General features: G+C 38.6%; 15 protein-coding genes. 3 read left to right on the top strand and 12 right to left on the bottom strand.

Annotated features, from left to right (window positions below; genetic code table 11):
• The 7 genes from F7731_RS10185 to F7731_RS10155 form a co-directional block, all read right to left on the bottom strand.
• Positions 1–1,146 carry an iron-containing alcohol dehydrogenase gene (locus tag F7731_RS10185; protein ID WP_151534669.1) on the bottom strand — a complete coding sequence of 382 codons (1,146 nt, stop codon included), beginning with the start codon at positions 1,144–1,146 and terminating at the stop codon, positions 1–3.
• 191 nt (positions 1,147–1,337) lie between these two features.
• Positions 1,338–2,918 (bottom strand): sigma-54 interaction domain-containing protein, encoded by a 1,581-nt coding sequence (locus F7731_RS10180; RefSeq protein ID WP_151534668.1) that lies wholly within the window; start codon positions 2,916–2,918, stop codon positions 1,338–1,340.
• Positions 2,919–3,172: 254 nt separating this feature from the next.
• On the bottom strand, positions 3,173–4,567 hold the full coding sequence (locus tag F7731_RS10175) for an amidohydrolase family protein (protein ID WP_246197177.1): 1,395 nt from the start codon (positions 4,565–4,567) through the stop codon (positions 3,173–3,175).
• A gap of 1 nt (position 4,568) precedes the next feature.
• Positions 4,569–5,321 (bottom strand): amino acid ABC transporter ATP-binding protein, encoded by a 753-nt coding sequence (locus F7731_RS10170; RefSeq protein WP_151534803.1) that lies wholly within the window; start codon positions 5,319–5,321, stop codon positions 4,569–4,571.
• Between the two features lie 22 nt (positions 5,322–5,343).
• On the bottom strand, positions 5,344–6,000 hold the full coding sequence (locus tag F7731_RS10165) for an amino acid ABC transporter permease (protein ID WP_151534667.1): 657 nt from the start codon (positions 5,998–6,000) through the stop codon (positions 5,344–5,346).
• Between the two features lie 84 nt (positions 6,001–6,084).
• Positions 6,085–7,239, bottom strand: a complete 1,155-nt coding sequence (locus tag F7731_RS10160) for a saccharopine dehydrogenase family protein (protein ID WP_151534666.1) — start codon at positions 7,237–7,239, stop codon at positions 6,085–6,087.
• A 67-nt stretch (positions 7,240–7,306) separates the two neighbouring features.
• Positions 7,307–8,101 carry an ABC transporter substrate-binding protein gene (locus F7731_RS10155; protein ID WP_151534665.1) on the bottom strand — a complete coding sequence of 265 codons (795 nt, stop codon included), beginning with the start codon at positions 8,099–8,101 and terminating at the stop codon, positions 7,307–7,309.
• Between the two features lie 227 nt (positions 8,102–8,328).
• On the opposite strand from F7731_RS10155, the gene F7731_RS10150 reads away from it, so the two are divergent.
• Positions 8,329–9,003, top strand: coding sequence for a GntR family transcriptional regulator (locus F7731_RS10150; protein ID WP_151534664.1), 675 nt, complete (start codon positions 8,329–8,331; stop codon positions 9,001–9,003).
• 441 nt (positions 9,004–9,444) lie between these two features.
• On the opposite strand, the gene F7731_RS10145 is transcribed toward F7731_RS10150, so the two are convergent.
• A complete protein-coding gene (locus tag F7731_RS10145; protein ID WP_151534663.1) occupies positions 9,445–11,019 on the bottom strand; it encodes an ABC transporter substrate-binding protein in 1,575 nt (524 codons plus the stop codon).
• Positions 11,020–11,460: 441 nt separating this feature from the next.
• On the opposite strand from F7731_RS10145, the gene F7731_RS10140 reads away from it, so the two are divergent.
• Both F7731_RS10140 and F7731_RS10135 read left to right on the top strand, forming a co-directional pair.
• The gene (locus F7731_RS10140; protein WP_151534662.1) at positions 11,461–12,267 is read left to right on the top strand and encodes an IclR family transcriptional regulator domain-containing protein; all 807 of its coding nucleotides are present in this window, start codon (positions 11,461–11,463) and stop codon (positions 12,265–12,267) included.
• A gap of 357 nt (positions 12,268–12,624) precedes the next feature.
• Positions 12,625–13,233, top strand: a complete 609-nt coding sequence (locus F7731_RS10135; RefSeq protein WP_212031169.1) for a copper amine oxidase N-terminal domain-containing protein — start codon at positions 12,625–12,627, stop codon at positions 13,231–13,233.
• 165 nt (positions 13,234–13,398) lie between these two features.
• Here the strand turns inward: F7731_RS10135 and F7731_RS10130 are convergent, their stop codons facing one another.
• From F7731_RS10130 to F7731_RS10115, 4 genes are all read right to left on the bottom strand, one after another.
• Positions 13,399–14,490, bottom strand: coding sequence for a tartrate dehydrogenase (locus F7731_RS10130; RefSeq protein WP_151534661.1), 1,092 nt, complete (start codon positions 14,488–14,490; stop codon positions 13,399–13,401).
• A 54-nt stretch (positions 14,491–14,544) separates the two neighbouring features.
• Positions 14,545–15,519, bottom strand: coding sequence for an asparaginase (locus tag F7731_RS10125; RefSeq protein ID WP_151534660.1), 975 nt, complete (start codon positions 15,517–15,519; stop codon positions 14,545–14,547).
• A 154-nt stretch (positions 15,520–15,673) separates the two neighbouring features.
• Positions 15,674–16,990, bottom strand: coding sequence for an MFS transporter (locus tag F7731_RS10120; protein ID WP_151534659.1), 1,317 nt, complete (start codon positions 16,988–16,990; stop codon positions 15,674–15,676).
• Between the two features lie 113 nt (positions 16,991–17,103).
• Positions 17,104–17,754: a GntR family transcriptional regulator gene (locus F7731_RS10115; RefSeq protein ID WP_151534658.1), complete on the bottom strand. Its 651-nt coding sequence runs from the start codon at positions 17,752–17,754 to the stop codon at positions 17,104–17,106.
• Between the last annotated feature and the right edge of the window lie 208 nt (positions 17,755–17,962).

Here is a 17,962-nt window from a genome sequence, read left to right as displayed (position 1 = left end):
TTAATATGCGGCGTGATAAATGCTTTCAATATCTTTAAGACTTAAGCTTCGCGGGTTATTTTTCAAAAGCCTTGTTTGTTTAAAAGCTTCCTGTGCCAATTCTGGTAGGGCCGTTTCTGGAATATCAAACTCTCTAAGCGATTGCGGGATTTCTACATACCGGCAAATCCGAATCATCGCCTGAATTGCTGCCTCTGCCGCTTCATCATCGTTTAAGGAATCTGTTTTTTCACCAAGCGCTTCAGCGATATCCCGGAATCTTTCTAAGCAGGCGATTTTATTCCATTTCATTACATACGGCAGCAATAAGGAATTACTAACCCCATGAGCCATATGGAAACGGCCTCCAAGCGGATAGGCTAAGGCATGAACAGCACCAACGCCAGCATTTCCGAAAGCAAGCCCCGCCATTAAACTTCCCGTAATCATCGCTTCTCGCGCTTCGATATGTTCTGGATTAGCAAATGCTTTTGGCAAATTTTTAGCAATCAGCTTCATTGCCCCAATCGCAAGGGCATCAGTAACAGGTGAAGCAAATTTTGAAATATAAGCTTCAACCGCATGAACTAACGCGTCGACCCCGCTGGCTGCTGTCACCTTTGGAGGACAAGTCAGAGTCATCATCGGTGAAACAATCGCCACATTCGGCAATAAGTAAGGGCTTACAATTCCCTTTTTCACTTGCTCTTTTAAATCGGATAAGATTGATATATTGGTAACTTCAGAGCCTGTCCCTGCCGTAGTTGGAATGGCTATTAAAGGCAGACCCGCTTCTTGGACCAAATTCGTACCAAAATATTGATCGATTGTGCCACTGTTTGTCGCCATGACCGCAGATGCTTTCGCAATATCAATAGCACTTCCTCCACCCACAGCGATTAAACCATCATAATTTCCATTATTGATAACGGTTACACAATGCTCAACAATTTCCACTTCCGGTTCTGGATTCACATCTGAAAAAATCCCAGCCTCTATCGAAAGTAAATCTTGAACTTGTTTCACTACCCCTGCTTCTATAAGGACTTTATCCGTTACGATAAGCGGTTTTTTCATCCCTAATCGTGCAACTTCCTCTGGTAATTGGATTAATGAATCACGACCCGTAATTAATTTGTTGGCCATTGAAAAATTCGAAATGTTCATTTTGTTCTCCCCTTTCTATCATGAAATATTGTTGCAAGTATCATGCCAAAACTTAATAGAAAGAGTAAATATTGTGTGAAGGACTGACTTTTTACGAGATAATTCATTTTTTTCACTCTATTATGTAAGATTCCAATAAATGAAAATGAGTAGAAAACGAATCAAACGTCTGTATTTGATTCGTTTTCTACTCACAATTGGTATTTTTTCATTTTTTGCACGATACTGCTTTGGCTAATTCCCAATGCTTCAGCAGCCACTCTCGTCGTTCCATATTTTTGCATCGCTTTACTTATAAGAGACTTCTCAACTTGAGCAACTGTTTCTTTTAATGTGACCGGCTCTTTATTAGGAAAAACCGGTTGGATAAAAGAAGGGAGATCGGAAACGTCAATCTCATCATGGAAAGTAGTCACAACCAATCTTTCCACTAAATTAGCCAGCTCACGAATATTACCTGGCCAAGAATAATTCGTTAACCATTCATAGCATTCGGGAGTCATTTTTTTATTCTCATGATATTTGTCATTGAATTGCTTCAAATACACCTCTAATAATGAAATGATTTCTTCCTTTCGTTCCCTTAAAGGCGGTACATTTAAAGTAACAATATTTAGTCGGTAATAAAGGTCTTCACGGAATTCTCCTTTTCGCACTATTTCTGCGAGATCTCTATGTGTGGCTGAAATGATTCGAACATCGACTTGCCTCATTTCAGTTGAACCAACACGCATAAATCGATTTTCTTCTACTACCTTTAATAGTTTGACTTGCAGCTCAAGAGGCAAGTCCCCAATTTCATCGAGAAACAAAGTACCTCCATGAGATTTTTCAAGAATGCCAATTTTCCCTTGTTTTAATGCTCCAGTGAAGGACCCGGGCTCATATCCAAATAACTCTGACTCTACTAAATGATTGGGTATTGCGCTGCAATTCAATTCCATAAAAATCTCATTGCTGCGGTTACTTCTAGTGTGAATATATTTGGCAATCATACTTTTACCAACCCCGGTTTCACCTTGCAGCAATATTTTCGCATCGCTTTTCGCTACTTTATCTGCAAGCTGAAATAGCGAAGTTGTAGAAGGACCAATTACTAGATTATGAAAGCTAGAATGCTCAAGTGCAGGCATGGTTTGAGGGAGCCGTTGAAACATAAGCTTCTGCTTATCTAACTCGTGCTTTAATTTAATCAACTCCGTAATATCCCTTACACTGCTAACCACATACATGATTTCGTTCGAGGAAGACATGATAGGAGTAGCAGAAACGATCGTTTGCCGCCCATTTCGTATCGTTTGGATGACAGTGACAGGTTTTTTCTTCAGGATCGTTTCTAAAGAAGCTGATGCGGAAATAATCCCTCGTTCTACCAAATGACTCATATGCTGTCCTATTACTTCTTCATCCTTAATACCTGTTATTCTTTGATAGGCTTCATTCACAAACAGAGTGACACCTGAACCATCTGTTATATAGACACCATCGTATAAGGAATTAAACGCAATATGGCAAAGCTCACTTGTAAAAAAAGTATGAAAATCAGAATCGGGAATGGAATGGTGAGCAAAACTTTGAACGGGTGCTTGCAAAAGAACAAAATCAATAATAGGCCGTATTAATTCTCCCTGATGGATGGCTACCGAAAGGGATTCTAAAGTAAGATATCCAACAAATTCCTCTAAATGATTATAAACTTCCACTTCATTATGATCGATAGGATAATGCGAGATGGCCTCCTCAACCGTCATTGTGGAGTAAAAACGAAACATTGCTATTCCCCTTTCAAGGACAGGGAGTCTGGTCCGTTGCCCCTCTTCTTGAAATACGTTACACTTTTACTATATTTTAAACTATCAAATCACATAATATAAGGTTTGTACACCTTGTCTGGGAGTTCAAAAGGTTTGAAATCCTGTTTTGGCAGGTTATCTGCCAATTGTTCGAAGCAAAATTAAAGGACCCCTATAAAAATAGAGATCCTTCATTGCGTCATAGTAATCTTCCATTCACCATTGTTAAAATATCACTTTAAGTTTTGTAAAATATCCTTTTCAACCCTTACTGCAATTTGTTCCGCCGCTTTTTGTGCTTCGGTAATAGCAGCAGTTTCGTCAATCGTAAGGATTTTTCTATTTTCCATAATCACTTGTCCATCAATAATGGATGTCTCTACTTCATGTCCTCGTGCTGAATAGACTAGGTTGGGAACAATATTTCTAATTGGTTTCGTATAGAGAGGGAAGAAGGATGGATCTTGTAAATTAATAATGACCAGATCCGCCTTTTTTCCTTTTCGGATGGAGCCAACTTCATGATCAATTCCCATTACTTTTGCTGCTTCGATGGTTGCCATTCTTAAGGCGATCGTAGCATTAAACACTCTTGGGTCAGCTAGTTTAACTTTGTTTAAGATCGCAGCAAATTTCATTTCATTAAACATATTATTGCAATTATTGCCTGGAGCTTGATCGGAACCTAAGCAAGCCACTCCGCCTGACTGTAAAAAATGGTAAACAGGAGGTACGAGACCGTCGATGATTCCAATACTGCCGGAACAGTAAATCATGCCAGCACCGCTTTTAGCCACCTTTTCCGTTTCCTCATTTGTAGCTTCCGTTAAATGGACGGCAATCAATCTTTCATTTAAAAATCCATGCTCTTCGAGGAAATCAATTGATCTTTTGCCATACCGTTTGTTCATCTGATCAATTTCTCGATCTCCTTGGGCAACATGCATATGAAGTTTAGTATCGAATTTTTCTCCATACTCTTTGATTTCATTCAATAATTCCAAACTCATCATATCAGGACCATGCGGACCTAAAATCGCTGTAATCCTGCCATTTTCACTCTCGTGATGCTTTTCAAATAATTCGAGGTTTCTTTTCAGCTTTGTATTTCCGATAGATGGATTGAAAGGGTATAGCTCCCCAACAGGTAAATCTCCAACGTTATCCGGGATTTCATTGACGAGTTCCGCAAGTCGCGCTCTAGCGCCTATTTTTTTGTAATTATTAACAATTAAGTCCATTCTTCCATCGAAATCGCAAAAGGTTGTTGTTCCAGCCTTAATCCCTTCAATTATATTGACCATGGAACCTTTCACGCTTTCTTCAGGCTTCATATGCTTCATAAACGGCCAAAGACCCTTTTGCATCCAGTTTGACATATCCTGAGCGACGCCTCGAAATATCGCAAGACCAGTATGGATATGAGCATCAATTAAACCAGGTATCACTAGTTTATTAGTTGCATCTATGATTCTTTCAGCTTGATAGTTTCTTTTGATTTCATCGGCATGTCCAACTTCTTGAATCAAGTTCCCTTCTACTGCAATGGAACCATTTTCTATAAATCCTACACCTTTTCCTTCCATCGTGAGTATATATGCATTTTGAACAATAAGATCAACTTTCAATCTATTCCTCCCCTTTACTTACACTCCAAAGAAACCTCTTTGTTCTTTCTTCCTTAGGATGATCGAAAATTTCCTCCGACGTTCCTTGTTCGACGATGACGCCACCGTCCATAAAAATAACGCGATCCGCCACTTCTTTTGCAAAGTTCATCTCATGGGTGACGACGATCATCGTCATCCCTTCTTGCGCTAGGTCCTTCATTACTTGGAGTACTTCCCGAACGAGTTCTGGATCCAGCGCAGAGGTCGGTTCATCGTAAAGCATGACCTCCGGCTTCATAGAAAGTGCCCGGGCAATGGCTATTCTTTGCTGCTGGCCTCCCGAAAGCTGGGATGGATAATGATCACAGCGTTCTCCAAGCCCTACTTTTTCAATAAGGGTTTTAGCTATTTGACTTGCCTCTTCCTTGCTTTTTCCTTGGACAACAATTGGACCCTCCATTACATTTTCAATGGCTGTTTTATGAGGGAATAAATTAAAATTTTGAAAAACAAAGCCTGTCGTTTTCCTTAATTCTCGTATATCATTCTTTCGTTTCCGATTTAATTCTCCAGCAGTGACTTCATGATTTCCTATTTGAATGACGCCTTCGGTTGGTTCTTCTAAAAATGTTAAGCAACGCAATAATGTCGACTTTCCAGATCCGCTCGGCCCCATAATAACGACGACTTCACTTTTATTGACAGAAAGATTAATTCCCCGAAGAACGTCATTCGTTCCAAATGTCTTTTTAAGGTTTTTCAACTGAATGATGCTCATACCCATCTCCCTTTTTCTAAAGTGTTATATGTTGAGACGTGCGCTTTTCCATCTTGTCCAACAAAGCTGTTAAAAAAGTAATAAGAACCCAATAAATGGCGGCAGCTACTAAATAAATCGTTAATGGTTCGAATGTCTTAGCAATGATTAGGGAGGACATTTGCAATAATTCTGTCACCGTAATGACCGAAATAAGGGAAGTATCTTTAATTAGGATAATAAAGGAATTGGACAAAGTTGGAATAGCAATCCGAAGACTTTGTGGAAGAATAATCCTGCGCAACGCTTGCACGTAAGTCATACCAAGCGAGACAGCAGCCTCCATCTGCCCTTTATCAATGGATAGAATCGCAGCCCGAAAGGACTCTGATAAATAGGCGCCCGCATTTAAGCTTAAAGCGAGAATGCCTGAAGGGATGGGATCCAGCTCGATGTTTATTTGCGGCAATCCGTAATAAATAACAAAAACCTGTACTAAAAGTGGAGTTCCACGAATAATAGACACATACGTCCTTGCGATGATCTCCAAAGGCTTAATTTTAGATATTCTTGCTAATGCCGTGAAAAACCCTAGAAAGAGTGCGATAATAATAGAAACAATCGCTAAAAAAATAGTCATTAAAGTTGCATTTAGTAAAGTTGGCAAGGACTCAACAATAATGGATACATTCATTAAGCTTCCTCCAATCTTGCAATCATCAAATATAGCTAGTAATTAGGCTTTGTTAAATTAGTTAACAAAGCCTAAATTAGATCCTTAAACTAAAACTTCTTCTTTAAATCCTATTTCAATCCCTAGCGCTTTTAACTCTTCCATAAACGGATCAAAATGTTCATTAATAATGACCTTTTCAATTGGCACAATGCCAGCAGCGTCTATCTTTCCTAGTGCAATCCAATTGGCCAGCAGCATAGCTGGCAATGCCGTAGTTTTTGCCATGGAAGTAATATTTCTTTCATGGTCATATAAATCTACCATTTCCCATGTGTACTTTGTCGGGTTGCCATTTTTCACGCCGCTAACCTCAACTCGGACAACTGTAATATCCTCTTTGGAAGTTCCCTGTAACTTTGGTGTTAGCACTTTTTCGGCAAAAGCTCTTGGAGTGATGGAATGCCCATCAATTTCTAAAGGTTCGTCATCTAGAAATCCCAGCTCGGCTAAAACCCCCATCTTATCCCAGTGGCCTTCATACCGAACCGTTTTTTCATATAATTTTTTCACTTTATCTTTAAGTGTGTAGGCTGTGCTGTGAGCGTCCGTGATAACCGCTTCACAATGGCCAACAGGTTCGGGGAATGTTAGTTTTTCTAAGCCTGAAAGTGGAGGCAACTTTACAAGCTCGCCATTTTCTGCAGCTAACGCCGGCCGTTTATATAGACCTAATACACTTTCCAATCGGAAAACAACCTGGTACCAAAGTGGAGGGGCCGGAAACCTAGGGATTCCGCCACAAATCATGACCGCTTCATCCGCCTCATCCAATAATTCAATTCCTTGAGCCGCTAAAAAATTCGTGATTCCCGGCGCCACACCGCATCCGGGCATGATAATAATGCCGGCTTCTTTTGCCGCCTCATCCAGTTCCATCTTCTCTTCGAACTTTGATCCAACTAAATCGATAAGGTGGCATTTGACTGAAATCGCTGCCTTAATAGCTGGCAAGCTTAAGGAGTGTGGCAAACATGCTACTGCAACGTCTGCATCTTTTAACACCTTTGCAATATCGTCTTCGTTTTTTAGTGAAGCCACTTGGCCAATAACCTTTGGATTTGCGGCAATTTCTAAGCATTTCTCGATACTAGCCTCGATTCCATCGACCGCTGTTACGGATTTAATATTTGGAAATTTTGCTAACTCACTCACTACTGTCGTTCCAATCATTCCGGTTCCTAAAACGACTGCCCGCATATCGGATTCCTCCTTTTCACTTTTCCGTAGATTCTGAGACTTCATTTCAGTCTAGAAAACTCTTTTTCTATAATTTGTTATCCCCAAACCATTTTTTATAAATCTCGTCATAGGTACCATCTTCCTTCATAGCAGCCAGCGTTTCATTTATTTTTTTCACAAAATCTTCATTGTCCTTTTTGATTGCCATCCCAATTTCGTCTTTATTTAAAATTTCGCTCGTAATTTTGATGGGTAATTTATTTTCCTTAATGTTGTAGCCCATCAATAATTGATCATTGATAATCACATCTAGTCTTTTGTTCTGCAGGTCTTGGATATAATCACCTACGGATTTATATAATTTAACATTTGCTCCGTCCACACTTTTGGCCACTTCCTCAAATGTCGTTCCGCCGCCTACCCCAACATTTTTCCCTTTAATATCTTCGAGCTTAGTTATATCATTTGTACCCTCTCTCGTGACCAAAACCGATCCAGTCACAACATATGGATCAGTGAAATCTACACTCTTTTTCCTTTCATCTGTTACCGTCATTTGGGCGATGATAATATCAAATTTATCAGCCTTTACTCCGCCAATCAGGCTGTCCCACTTTGTTGCGATAAACTCAGCCTCGACTCCCAATCGTTTCGCAAGTTCATTCGAAACATCCACATCAAATCCGATATAATTTTGCTTATCATCTATGAAGTTAAATGGAGGGTAGGTCCCTTCAAAGCCCACCTTTAAAACTTTCGATTTTTCAACTCTTTCTAAAACCGTTTGTTTTTTTCCTCCCGCTCCTTGGCTGCCACTGCAACCGACCATCGTTCCGATTAATAAAATGACCATTAAAGATATAAACAATTTCTTCATCATAACAACCCCTTTAAATTCCGATGATAACGTTTTCATTTACCTTAAGTGTTAATCTCCTTCCGTTTTATTTTAAAAAGGCTATGAAGAATATTCATTGTTGTCCCAAATTGTACTACAATTTATTTTAGTGTATATTAAGGTAAATACCATTGTCAATTTATTTAGAAAATTTAAAATAAACATATAAACCATTTTTTACAATAGAAATGCGAAAAGGTGGAGAACGTATGAAAAAAAACTCAGTCGAACATCATGTTTACACCCATATTAAAACAGCCATTTTAGCGCGGAAGTTAGCACCTGGTAAACAGCTCATTGAAAATAGAATTTCTGACACATTGAAGGTCAGCCGAACCCCGATTCGCAATGCGTTGAAAAATTTAGCAGCTAAAGGATTAGTAGATATCGTACCGAATAAAGGAGCCTTCGTGACGAGTCCCACATTAGACGAAATCACCCAAGCATATGAACTCCGAGGAAAATTAGAATTTATTGCAGCTCAGCAATCAATGGAGTATTTTACGGAAAAAGACTTTTCTGCCATTAAGGAAATCATCGAGGAGGAAAAGCAGGCTCTAGCCGATAAAAATTCGGAAACCTTTGTTAAGGCAAATAAAGACTTTCATGTTGCCATAACCGAAAAATGCAACAATAAATTCTTAAACGAATTTATCGAACGACTCATCATTCAAACCAATATTTATCTCATTCTGTATGATGAATTTTTTAATAATAAGGAACAACAACCCTACAGCCCTAGCGAACACAGTTATATACTAAGCTTGCTGGAGCAAAAAAAGGAAGCGGAATTAAAAATAGCCTTAGAAAACCACTTCAAGCATTCTATTAAAAGTATAGAGAATGGCTATAACGAATATAAGGAATTGGATGAGATTTTTTAGAGAAAAGAAACATGTGGACAGTTCTCTCGCTTCACAAAACAGGAGAACCGTCCATGTGCTTTCTTTTCTTTACCAAGCGAAAGTATAATTTAATTGAAAATTTTTCCTCCCCTTCAATCATTTCCAATCCGTGCTTAAAGGCATTTTTAACAATGTTTGCAACAAAAAAGAATCACTGTGCTGGAACACGGTGATTCTTTTTTCCTTATATAGAATCCTTTACAGAACTAATAAATAACTAGATTCCTGTTTATCGCAGATTAACGGGCAGTAAGACCCCCACTTCAAGGATTCGGGTATAGACAATGAAGAATAAGTGGGGATCAACTGCCCGTAAAGGCCCGATTGAAAGAACGCAGACTAAGAGCGCCACGTCCTGTGGCAACGTCGGCACTAGTAAGTCCTGTGCGTCGGAAGACCCCCACTGAATGAAGTTTCACTTTATCTCACCAATTTAGTATTCCAAAATAAAGGACCTGCGAATATCCCTACCCCTTCCACGTTATTACTTGCCCCATACAACGTATTGTAGCTTGCTAATATTGTTACGGGAACATGCTCCTCCCATACATAACCTTGCAATTCATCCCATAATTGCGTTGCTTCCTCTTCAGAATTTGATGTCACAATGGACTTTAACATCTCTGCCGTCGTTGAATCATTAATTCCCCCTGCAAAAGTAGAACTAATATATAAAAGTTGGGGTGGCGTAGAGACGTATGCGGATCCTGCAACTAATAAGTCCCAATCCCCTGAAGTACTTTGTTTGTCCATAATGGTTGGCCAATCATAGACTTCCAACTTCACATTCATACCAAGCTGTGATAATTGTTCTTGTACAATAACAGCCGCATTATAAAAATGAGGGTAGTCGCGTGTTGTCATAATCTTGAGCTCTTCTTTATCATAATCTATTTCAGCTAATATTTTTTTTGCTTTCTCAGGATTATTCTGATTATAAAATTCACTTCCCGCATTACTGTCCCACTTCTTCATATTCATTGACATGTATCCGGAATTCAATGTGTATAAATCTCTATCCGTAAAAGTCGGAAACATGACTTCGTCGATATTCAAAGCAGTGTTAATAGCTTGTCGCATTTTGACATCAGATGCTGGGCCATTTTTTTCATTATAATAGATAAGAAGTTGGCCATAAGGATCAAAAACAGGATACAAATTCGAATCGGTTTTCAATTGATCGTAGTTATCATATTGAATGGTATAAGCAAAGTCATAGGCTCCCGTCTGCAAGCCTACCAATCGAGAAGTAGCGTCCTTGACGATTTCGAAGTGAATATCTTTTATCAATGCTTCTTTCTTCCCAGACAATCCATCCGGTTTTCCATCTAGAGATTGGTACTCATCGTATTTAGTAAAATGAATGTACTGATCCTGCTTCCATTCCGCAAATTTGTATGGACCCGTTCCGATATATTCAGATACCCCTTTATCACCCGCCGCCTCAATGACCTCTTTTGGCATGATAGCAGCAGCCATATTGGTAGAAGCCATTGTATCTAAAGTAAGCGCAGAGGGCTTGGCTAACTGCAGGACTACAGTATAATCGTCTTCCGCCTCAAATGTAGCACCATCAAAAATACCTTTCGTTGCCGAAGACTTCTCTACCCATCGGTTCATAGAAGCAACGGCATCTTCAGCAGTCATCTCTTTCCCATTATGGAACTTTACCCCTTTTCGCAAATGAAATATGTACCTTTTACTGTCTTCTTCGCTTACACTGAATGATTCAGCCAAACTAGGCACAACTTGATAAGTTGAATCTACAGTGACAAGGGTTTCAAAAATTAATCTCGATAGATCACGCGCAACAGCAACGGAAGTAGCTGGCTGATCAAGTGAGGGCGGCTGGACAGATAAAGCTATCCGTAATTCTCCCTCTTCATTGTTGTTATTCTCTTTTGTTTTTTTCGATGTTTCCGAACTACATCCTACAATCACAAGCATCAATACTAGTAGAATAAAAGAAAGTATTTTATTTTTACTCACTCTCATTTTGGATCGTCCTCCAGTTCTAATATTTATTTAAAAAATGTAAGGATAAGTCTTTGTTCATTTCACCAGTGGCCCTGCTTCGCTACTCCATCGGCATTTTGTACAACACGTAAGATTCCTTTTCCTACTCCATTCAAACTCACACCTTCACCCTCTTTTTAGTAGTATGACAGCGCTTACTCTCCTTTTAAATTGGCGCTGTTAAAAATTAATGTTGATCTTATACCACCAGATGCGTACACGTTCACGATTGTTTTCATATCGAATAAAATCGTTTACGTATACACATCAGGCTAAAAATCAACATCATAGATTAACATTTTTTTAAATTAGAAATATCTTATGTAACTAAAGTTGCATAACTCAATTTAATATTGTACGATATACGTACAAATAGTTCATTCATCGTACAATACTATTATATCCATGGAGGAAGGCTTAATGTCAATAGAATATTCCGATAATTCAATAAAGAATGAAGATTTTATACAATCATTAGCGAGGGGATTATCTGTTATCCAGGCTTTCTCGAATGAACATCCAACACTTTCCGTGAGTGAAGCTAGCAAAATTACTAACCTCAGTCGGCCGGCGATACGCCGAATCCTTCTTACGTTAGAAAAGTTAGGTTATGTAAAATCAAAAAAGGGACACTTTTCATTAACCGCCCGCGTCCTATCTCTTGGTTATGCGTATATTTCGTCAAAGAACATTTGGGAAATTGCCCATCCTCACATGAAAAGTTTAGTTGATATAACAGGCGAATCTACTTCAATATCGGTTTTAGACGGTACGGAAATTGTATATGTTGCGAGAATCCCAACGAAAAGAATAATGACGATTACTTTAGGTATTGGATCTCGATTACCCGCGTATGCTACTTCGATGGGACAAGTATTACTTGCACATCTTTCCACTCTTGAACTGGAACATTATTTTTCCGATGTAAGTTTAGAGTCTTTCACAAGGAAAACTATAGTTGATAAATCGGACCTGATAGAGAAATTTAATCAAATCCGTGAAAGTGGATGGGTTCTCGTGGAACAACAGCTAGAAGAAGGGCTTAGTTCAATCGCAGCCCCAATAAGGAATGCAGAAGGTAAAGTTATTGCAGCAATTAACATTTCAGCCCACGCTAGTCGAATTCGAGATAAAGTAAAAAAAGAACGCTTTATACCGCTACTCTTAAAAACGGCTGAGCAAATTAGTATAGATATTTCTAAATCCAACCAAATATCTTATTTGTAAAGTGATATTTTTCGCTTCAGACTTGAATTTAGAATAAGTTTCCAACTTTCCTTGACTCAAACTTTCAAATGCCTAGCTCCACATTGCATTAGGAGCAAACACCAATAATATCGGGTTATTTTGGTATACCCTTTTTTAGTAACTTTTTGTTTAATGGAAAGGTCAGTTAATTCGACAATTCTTTCAATATTTATTCCTTTTTTTAGAATTATCCGATCGCCGCTTTTATTTTCCACTGGTAGTCTCTGACACCCAATGTCCAAAAATTGTGTAATGAAATTTCCATTTATCACCGGTATAATATGAAGGTTATTAGGAGGAGTATTGAAATTATCTAGGAAAAATTGATTATGGAGAGTGCATGAATTGAAGAAGAAAATTATTATTATTTTAGCAGTTTTGATGTCGTTTTCAGCGGGAGTCTATGCTGCGCCATCTATTAAACTCATTGTAAATGGAAGCCAAGTAAAAAATGCTGAAGCGAAAATTATTAATAGCACTACATATGTACCATTAAGAGCTATCTCTGAAATGTTAGGTGCCACAGTTAATTGGGATAATAATACAAAAACAGTTACAATTGTTGATAAAAAGAACAATAATACTGCTCCAACTAATATGTCCCAAACAATTAATGGTGTTACAGTCACAATTGATAGAGTAGTTCAAGACTCCGATTCATTAAAGATTTACGTTACATATGTAAATAGAACGAATAAAGAAGTCATGACTGGCGACAGTTTAGCGAAAATTGTATCAAATGGAAAGCAATATTCTTTTGATTCTGATTTTAACTTTGAACGCTGGTATGAAAAAGATGTTCCACATGCTGACTATTTTATCGAGCCAGGCGTTAGCGAACAATCTGTTATTTTCTTTAAGCCTGTGTCTTCTGATACAATTAATATCGTATTAAGCGCTGACTTTGAAAATTATCGATTTAATAATGTAAAAGTTAATAAGTAAACAGCTTAAAGCCCTTCTCTTGTGAGTTGGGGTTTTTTTAAGCTGTTTAAAAGGGAATAGTAGAGCGGAATTGATCTTTTAAAAGTAAAAAATATACTAGTGTCTTCCCAAAATGATGTTATTCGAATTGCTCCAAGATGTGTCCACCCTCCATGGATAAATCCCTCATTTGTCCACGGATGGTGCCTGACACCAGCTATGCCCGCAATTTAATTTATTGAAAATATGATCCGTTACCTCTATTGTCGAAGCAGTACCACCTATATCTGGGGTCTTGATTCCGTCTTGCAATACTTCCTCAATAGTATCTAGTAATAGCGTACCGAGCTCTCTTTCACCTAAGTGATCAAGCATCATTTTCCCTGTCCAAATTTGTCCGATTGGATTAGCGATTCCTTGGCCGACAATATCTGGTGCTGAGCCATGTACAGGTTCGAACATGGATGGGTATTTCCCATTAATATTAATGTTGGCTGCAGGGGCAATCCCGATGCTTCCCATTATGGATGCTCCTATATCGGTTAAAATATCGCCAAACAGATTACTCGCTACAATGACATCAAAAGTATGAGGCTTTGAAACGAGGAAGGCACTTAAGGCGTCAATATGTACGGATTGGGTTTGAATATCTTCATACCTTTTCGATACATCTTGAAATACTTCATCCCAGAATGGCATCGAGTGGACGATTCCATTCGACTTGGTCGCACTCGTCACATGGCCTCTTCTTGTTTTAGCTAGTTCAAATGCATAGTCCATCGCACGAGTAATCCCTTTTCTTGTGAACACGGCGTTTTGAATCGCCATTTCATCCTCACCGGAATGAATTCTCCCTCCGACTTCACTATATTCACCTTCACTGTTTTCCCTTACCACAATGAAATCAAATTCTTTTGGATTAACAAGCGGGGAGGCAATTCCCTTCATTTGTTTTGCAGGACGAACGTTAATGACTTGTTCGAACCCCCTTCGAATATTAACAAGCAGGCCCCAAAGAGAGATATGATCCGCAACGAGCTTTGGATTTCCAACTGCCCCTAGAAAAACTGCGTCACTCTGCTCTAATTGCTTTAGCCCATCTTCTGGCATCATCACACCATGTTCAAGGTAATACTCACAGCTCCACGGATATTCCCTATACGAAAAAGCAATACCGCCATGAATCTCAGCAAGTCTATCTAACACCCTGGTGGCTTCTGGCATGACTTCAATCCCGATCCCATCCCCCGGAATAACGGATATCTCCCATTTTTTCATGTTTTAATCCTCCTAAAAATGATAGAAAACTAGTTCTCGTATCTTCTCTTTCAATTATTTTAAAAATACACGTTGAATCTCTTCTTTAGACGCACCATCTGCCAATAAGACAGCTAATTTGATTCTAGCCTTTTTGCTGTCATAATCTTTTCCTATTAATACACCCTTGTTGGTTAAATCGAAAACACTGCCAGGGAAGTCATATACATGACGTACTTCTCCTTCGCCCGCTTTAGTTGTTAATACGACGATGATGCCTTGATTGCAAGCTTCCTCAATCGCTGCAGACATTTCAGGTGCCATATGGCCTCTTCCGGAGCCTTCCAGAATCATCCCTTTTGCCCCAGTTGAAATGGATGTTCTTATAAATCGATCATCAACCCCTAAGTAGAATGGGATAATATCAACAACTGGAAAATCGTGTTTCAGAGAATAAACCTCTCGAGTAAGAGGCTTTTGGTACACTGTCACGATATCCTGATCCACCGTTCCCAAATATCCGTATCCTTCAGAAGTAAATCCAGCCACATTAGAAGCATGAACTTTCTTGACATATCTGGCTGAAAAAAGTCGTTCGTTAAACAGGACGACTGTTCCAAAGCCTTTCAGCTCATCACTTGCAGCAGCCAATATAGACTGGCGAATATTGATCATTGCATCGGTACCAAGCTCAAACGGTCCTCTTTGCGATCCCGTTATGACAATTGGTTTCTCATTAGCGATTGTCAAATCTAAGTAATAGGCAGTCTCCTCTAACGTATCGGTACCGTGGGTGACCACCACTCCATCCACTTGCGGGTCAGATAATAAAACTCCGATTCTTTCTCTCAACTGAGATAATCTTTCAGCATTCATTTGATTACTAGGAATTTGAAAAACAGATTCAACTTCCACGCCGATTTTACTTGGCAGTTTGCACATGCTTGCAAGCTCATCCCCTGTTAAGGCTCCTGAGGAAAGTAAACCTGTATCAGGATTCACCTTGCTTGCAATCGTTCCACCAGTCGTTAATAAAATAATTTTTTTCATATCCAATCCCTCTTTTCAAAAAAGCATGAGGAGAAATCTTAATTTGTCCTCCTCTAAAAATAATAGTTTTAATTTGAAAATAACCTTTATATTATCACTGATAGAATACATAATAATCCCTATTTTCAGTATTTAATATTTATAGTTCTATCTATTAAGCACTCACTCTTTTAAACTTATTTGCTTGTCTTTGACCTGGTTTAACAAAGAGCATAGCTATCATTCCAAAGGCCGCCGCAATACCTGCTGCGACAAACATAGAAGAGTAACCAAAGCTCACAACTAAGAATCCAGTTAATATTGGGGCGATAATGGTTGCTGTATTCGTGATAAAATGCGTAATGCCGCCAAATGTGCCTGCACGACTTGGTTCTGTATCTATAATCACTGACCAATAAACAGAGTTTGGAAGAGAATTAAAGGCATTCCCAATACACATTAAGACCATGACTCCGACAATAGTGTCTGCAGTAGGAATCAGCATAAAGCATGTGGCAGTCAATAATAATGAAACAACAGCTAGCCCTGATCTTGCGATACGTAGATTTCCTGTTTTCATTCGTAAATAGTCCGAAATTTTCCCGCCAAGCAATACGGTAAAACAAGCGCCAATCCAAGGAATCATTCCTAAATACCAGAGAGAAGATAATTGAAAGCCAAATTGATCTTGTAAGTATTTTGGTGTCCACGTAAGTAATAAGAAGTTGATATATTGGAAAGCAAAATAGCCTAAAGCATTAAATACAAGTGTTGGATTTTTAAAGAAATGATACCACTTAATCGAATCATCATGTTCACCAACTACTTTTTCATTTGGCAATAAATCCTTTACAGAACGAATTTTTTCAAGCTCTTCCTTCGATACCTTTGGATTTTGCTCCGGTAAATCGGTAAACATTTTTGCCCATATGAAAACCCATACGATTCCCAAACTCCCAAGAATAATAAACATCACTTTCCAGTTAGTTACGGATAAAAGTGCGACCGCCGCTGGAGCTGTTAACATGGCTCCAAGTGGCGTTCCTAATAGACCCATAGATACAGCAAAGCCGCGTTCTTTTGGTGTAGCCCAGTTTGCATTTGTTTTATTAATGGTTGAAAATGTCGGCCCCTCAGCAAAGCCAAATAAGATACGGATGACGGCAAATCCAGTAAGAGCAGAACCGCCGAATAATGCCAATCCGATATCACCTGCAAAAGCAGTGGCAATAACAAAAACAGACCAACCAATTCCAATAATGATCCAAACAAATTTCGGTCCCTCTTTATCAGCTAGCATTCCTCCAAAAAGAGAGCCAAATAAATAACCAAATCCAAAATAACCAAGGACAGCTCCCCAAGAAATAGGGTCAAAACCGTACTCGCCAATAATGTCTTTTTGTGCGTACGAAATGGCGCCTCTATCTATATAGTTGATGATTACCATCAGCACCATCATTAACATAATTTGATAACGGTAATTTTGCTTCATCTGAACACCTAACCTTTCTTTTAGAGTTGTTCAAAAAGTCCGGGAAAAATAGCGGTCGAATTTCTGCCAATCTCTCTCTTTGTCCTCCTTTTTGAACACACATTTTTACTTTTTTATAAAGCTGAAAAATACTTTTGTGCTTCAAATTTCACACGATCATAATGATGAACCAATGTTTTTTCCACATTATTTGTTTTTAATCCTTCTAACACTTTCAAATGCTCATCGATTACTTCTTTTCTTCTAATCGGGCTTTTTAAGACGGTCATCGCAATTCTTCGCATCATATCGTAAACTTGGTCACTCATCGTTATAAGTCTCCGATTGCCGCCAAACTGATTAATTGTTTTATGAAATTCTTGATCGATTAAAGTAAACTCATAATCTGATTGAATCGATGAGATCGTTTTCATTTTATCTATGATGTTTTCAAGTTTTTCTACTTTGTCGCTTGTCATATTTTCCGCTGCACTTTTAGCTGTGGCGGTTTCAATAATTAAGCGAATTTGAAAGATTTCTTCTACATCTTTCATCGTTAAAGGGCTTACATAAGTCCCCTTATACGGAATGGCAATCACCCATTCCTCAGCCTCTAATCTTTGAATTGCTTCCCTAAATGGGGTTCTACTAATGCCAAATAACTCCATCGCTTTAACCTCAGTCAGAGCTTCATTATCAGATAACACCCCCTTAATAATGGCTTCTTTAATGACTTCATAAGACTGTACTTTTAATGATTTTGGGCTTACAAAATATTTCTTCAAATTGGGTCCCCCTCGGGAATTGATTTTACAATAATGAAAATTATCTGTAAATATATTATATATAATAAAGAATATTCAGAATTTATTTTAGGTGCGGTTCCTATGTTTCCTGTTGCCTTAAAAAGACAAGGAAAACAGAAGAAGCAATAATTTATATAATAAAAGAGTCAGTTAACGCAGTTACACGCCGCATGAAGAGCGGCTGATC

Source organism: Cytobacillus depressus (assembly GCF_008923245.1).
In the GTDB taxonomy this organism is placed as follows: domain Bacteria; phylum Bacillota; class Bacilli; order Bacillales; family Cytobacillaceae; genus Cytobacillus; species Cytobacillus depressus.
The sequence above is the reverse complement of the archived record's forward strand: the minus strand, read 5'-3'. Positions and strand labels throughout refer to the sequence as shown.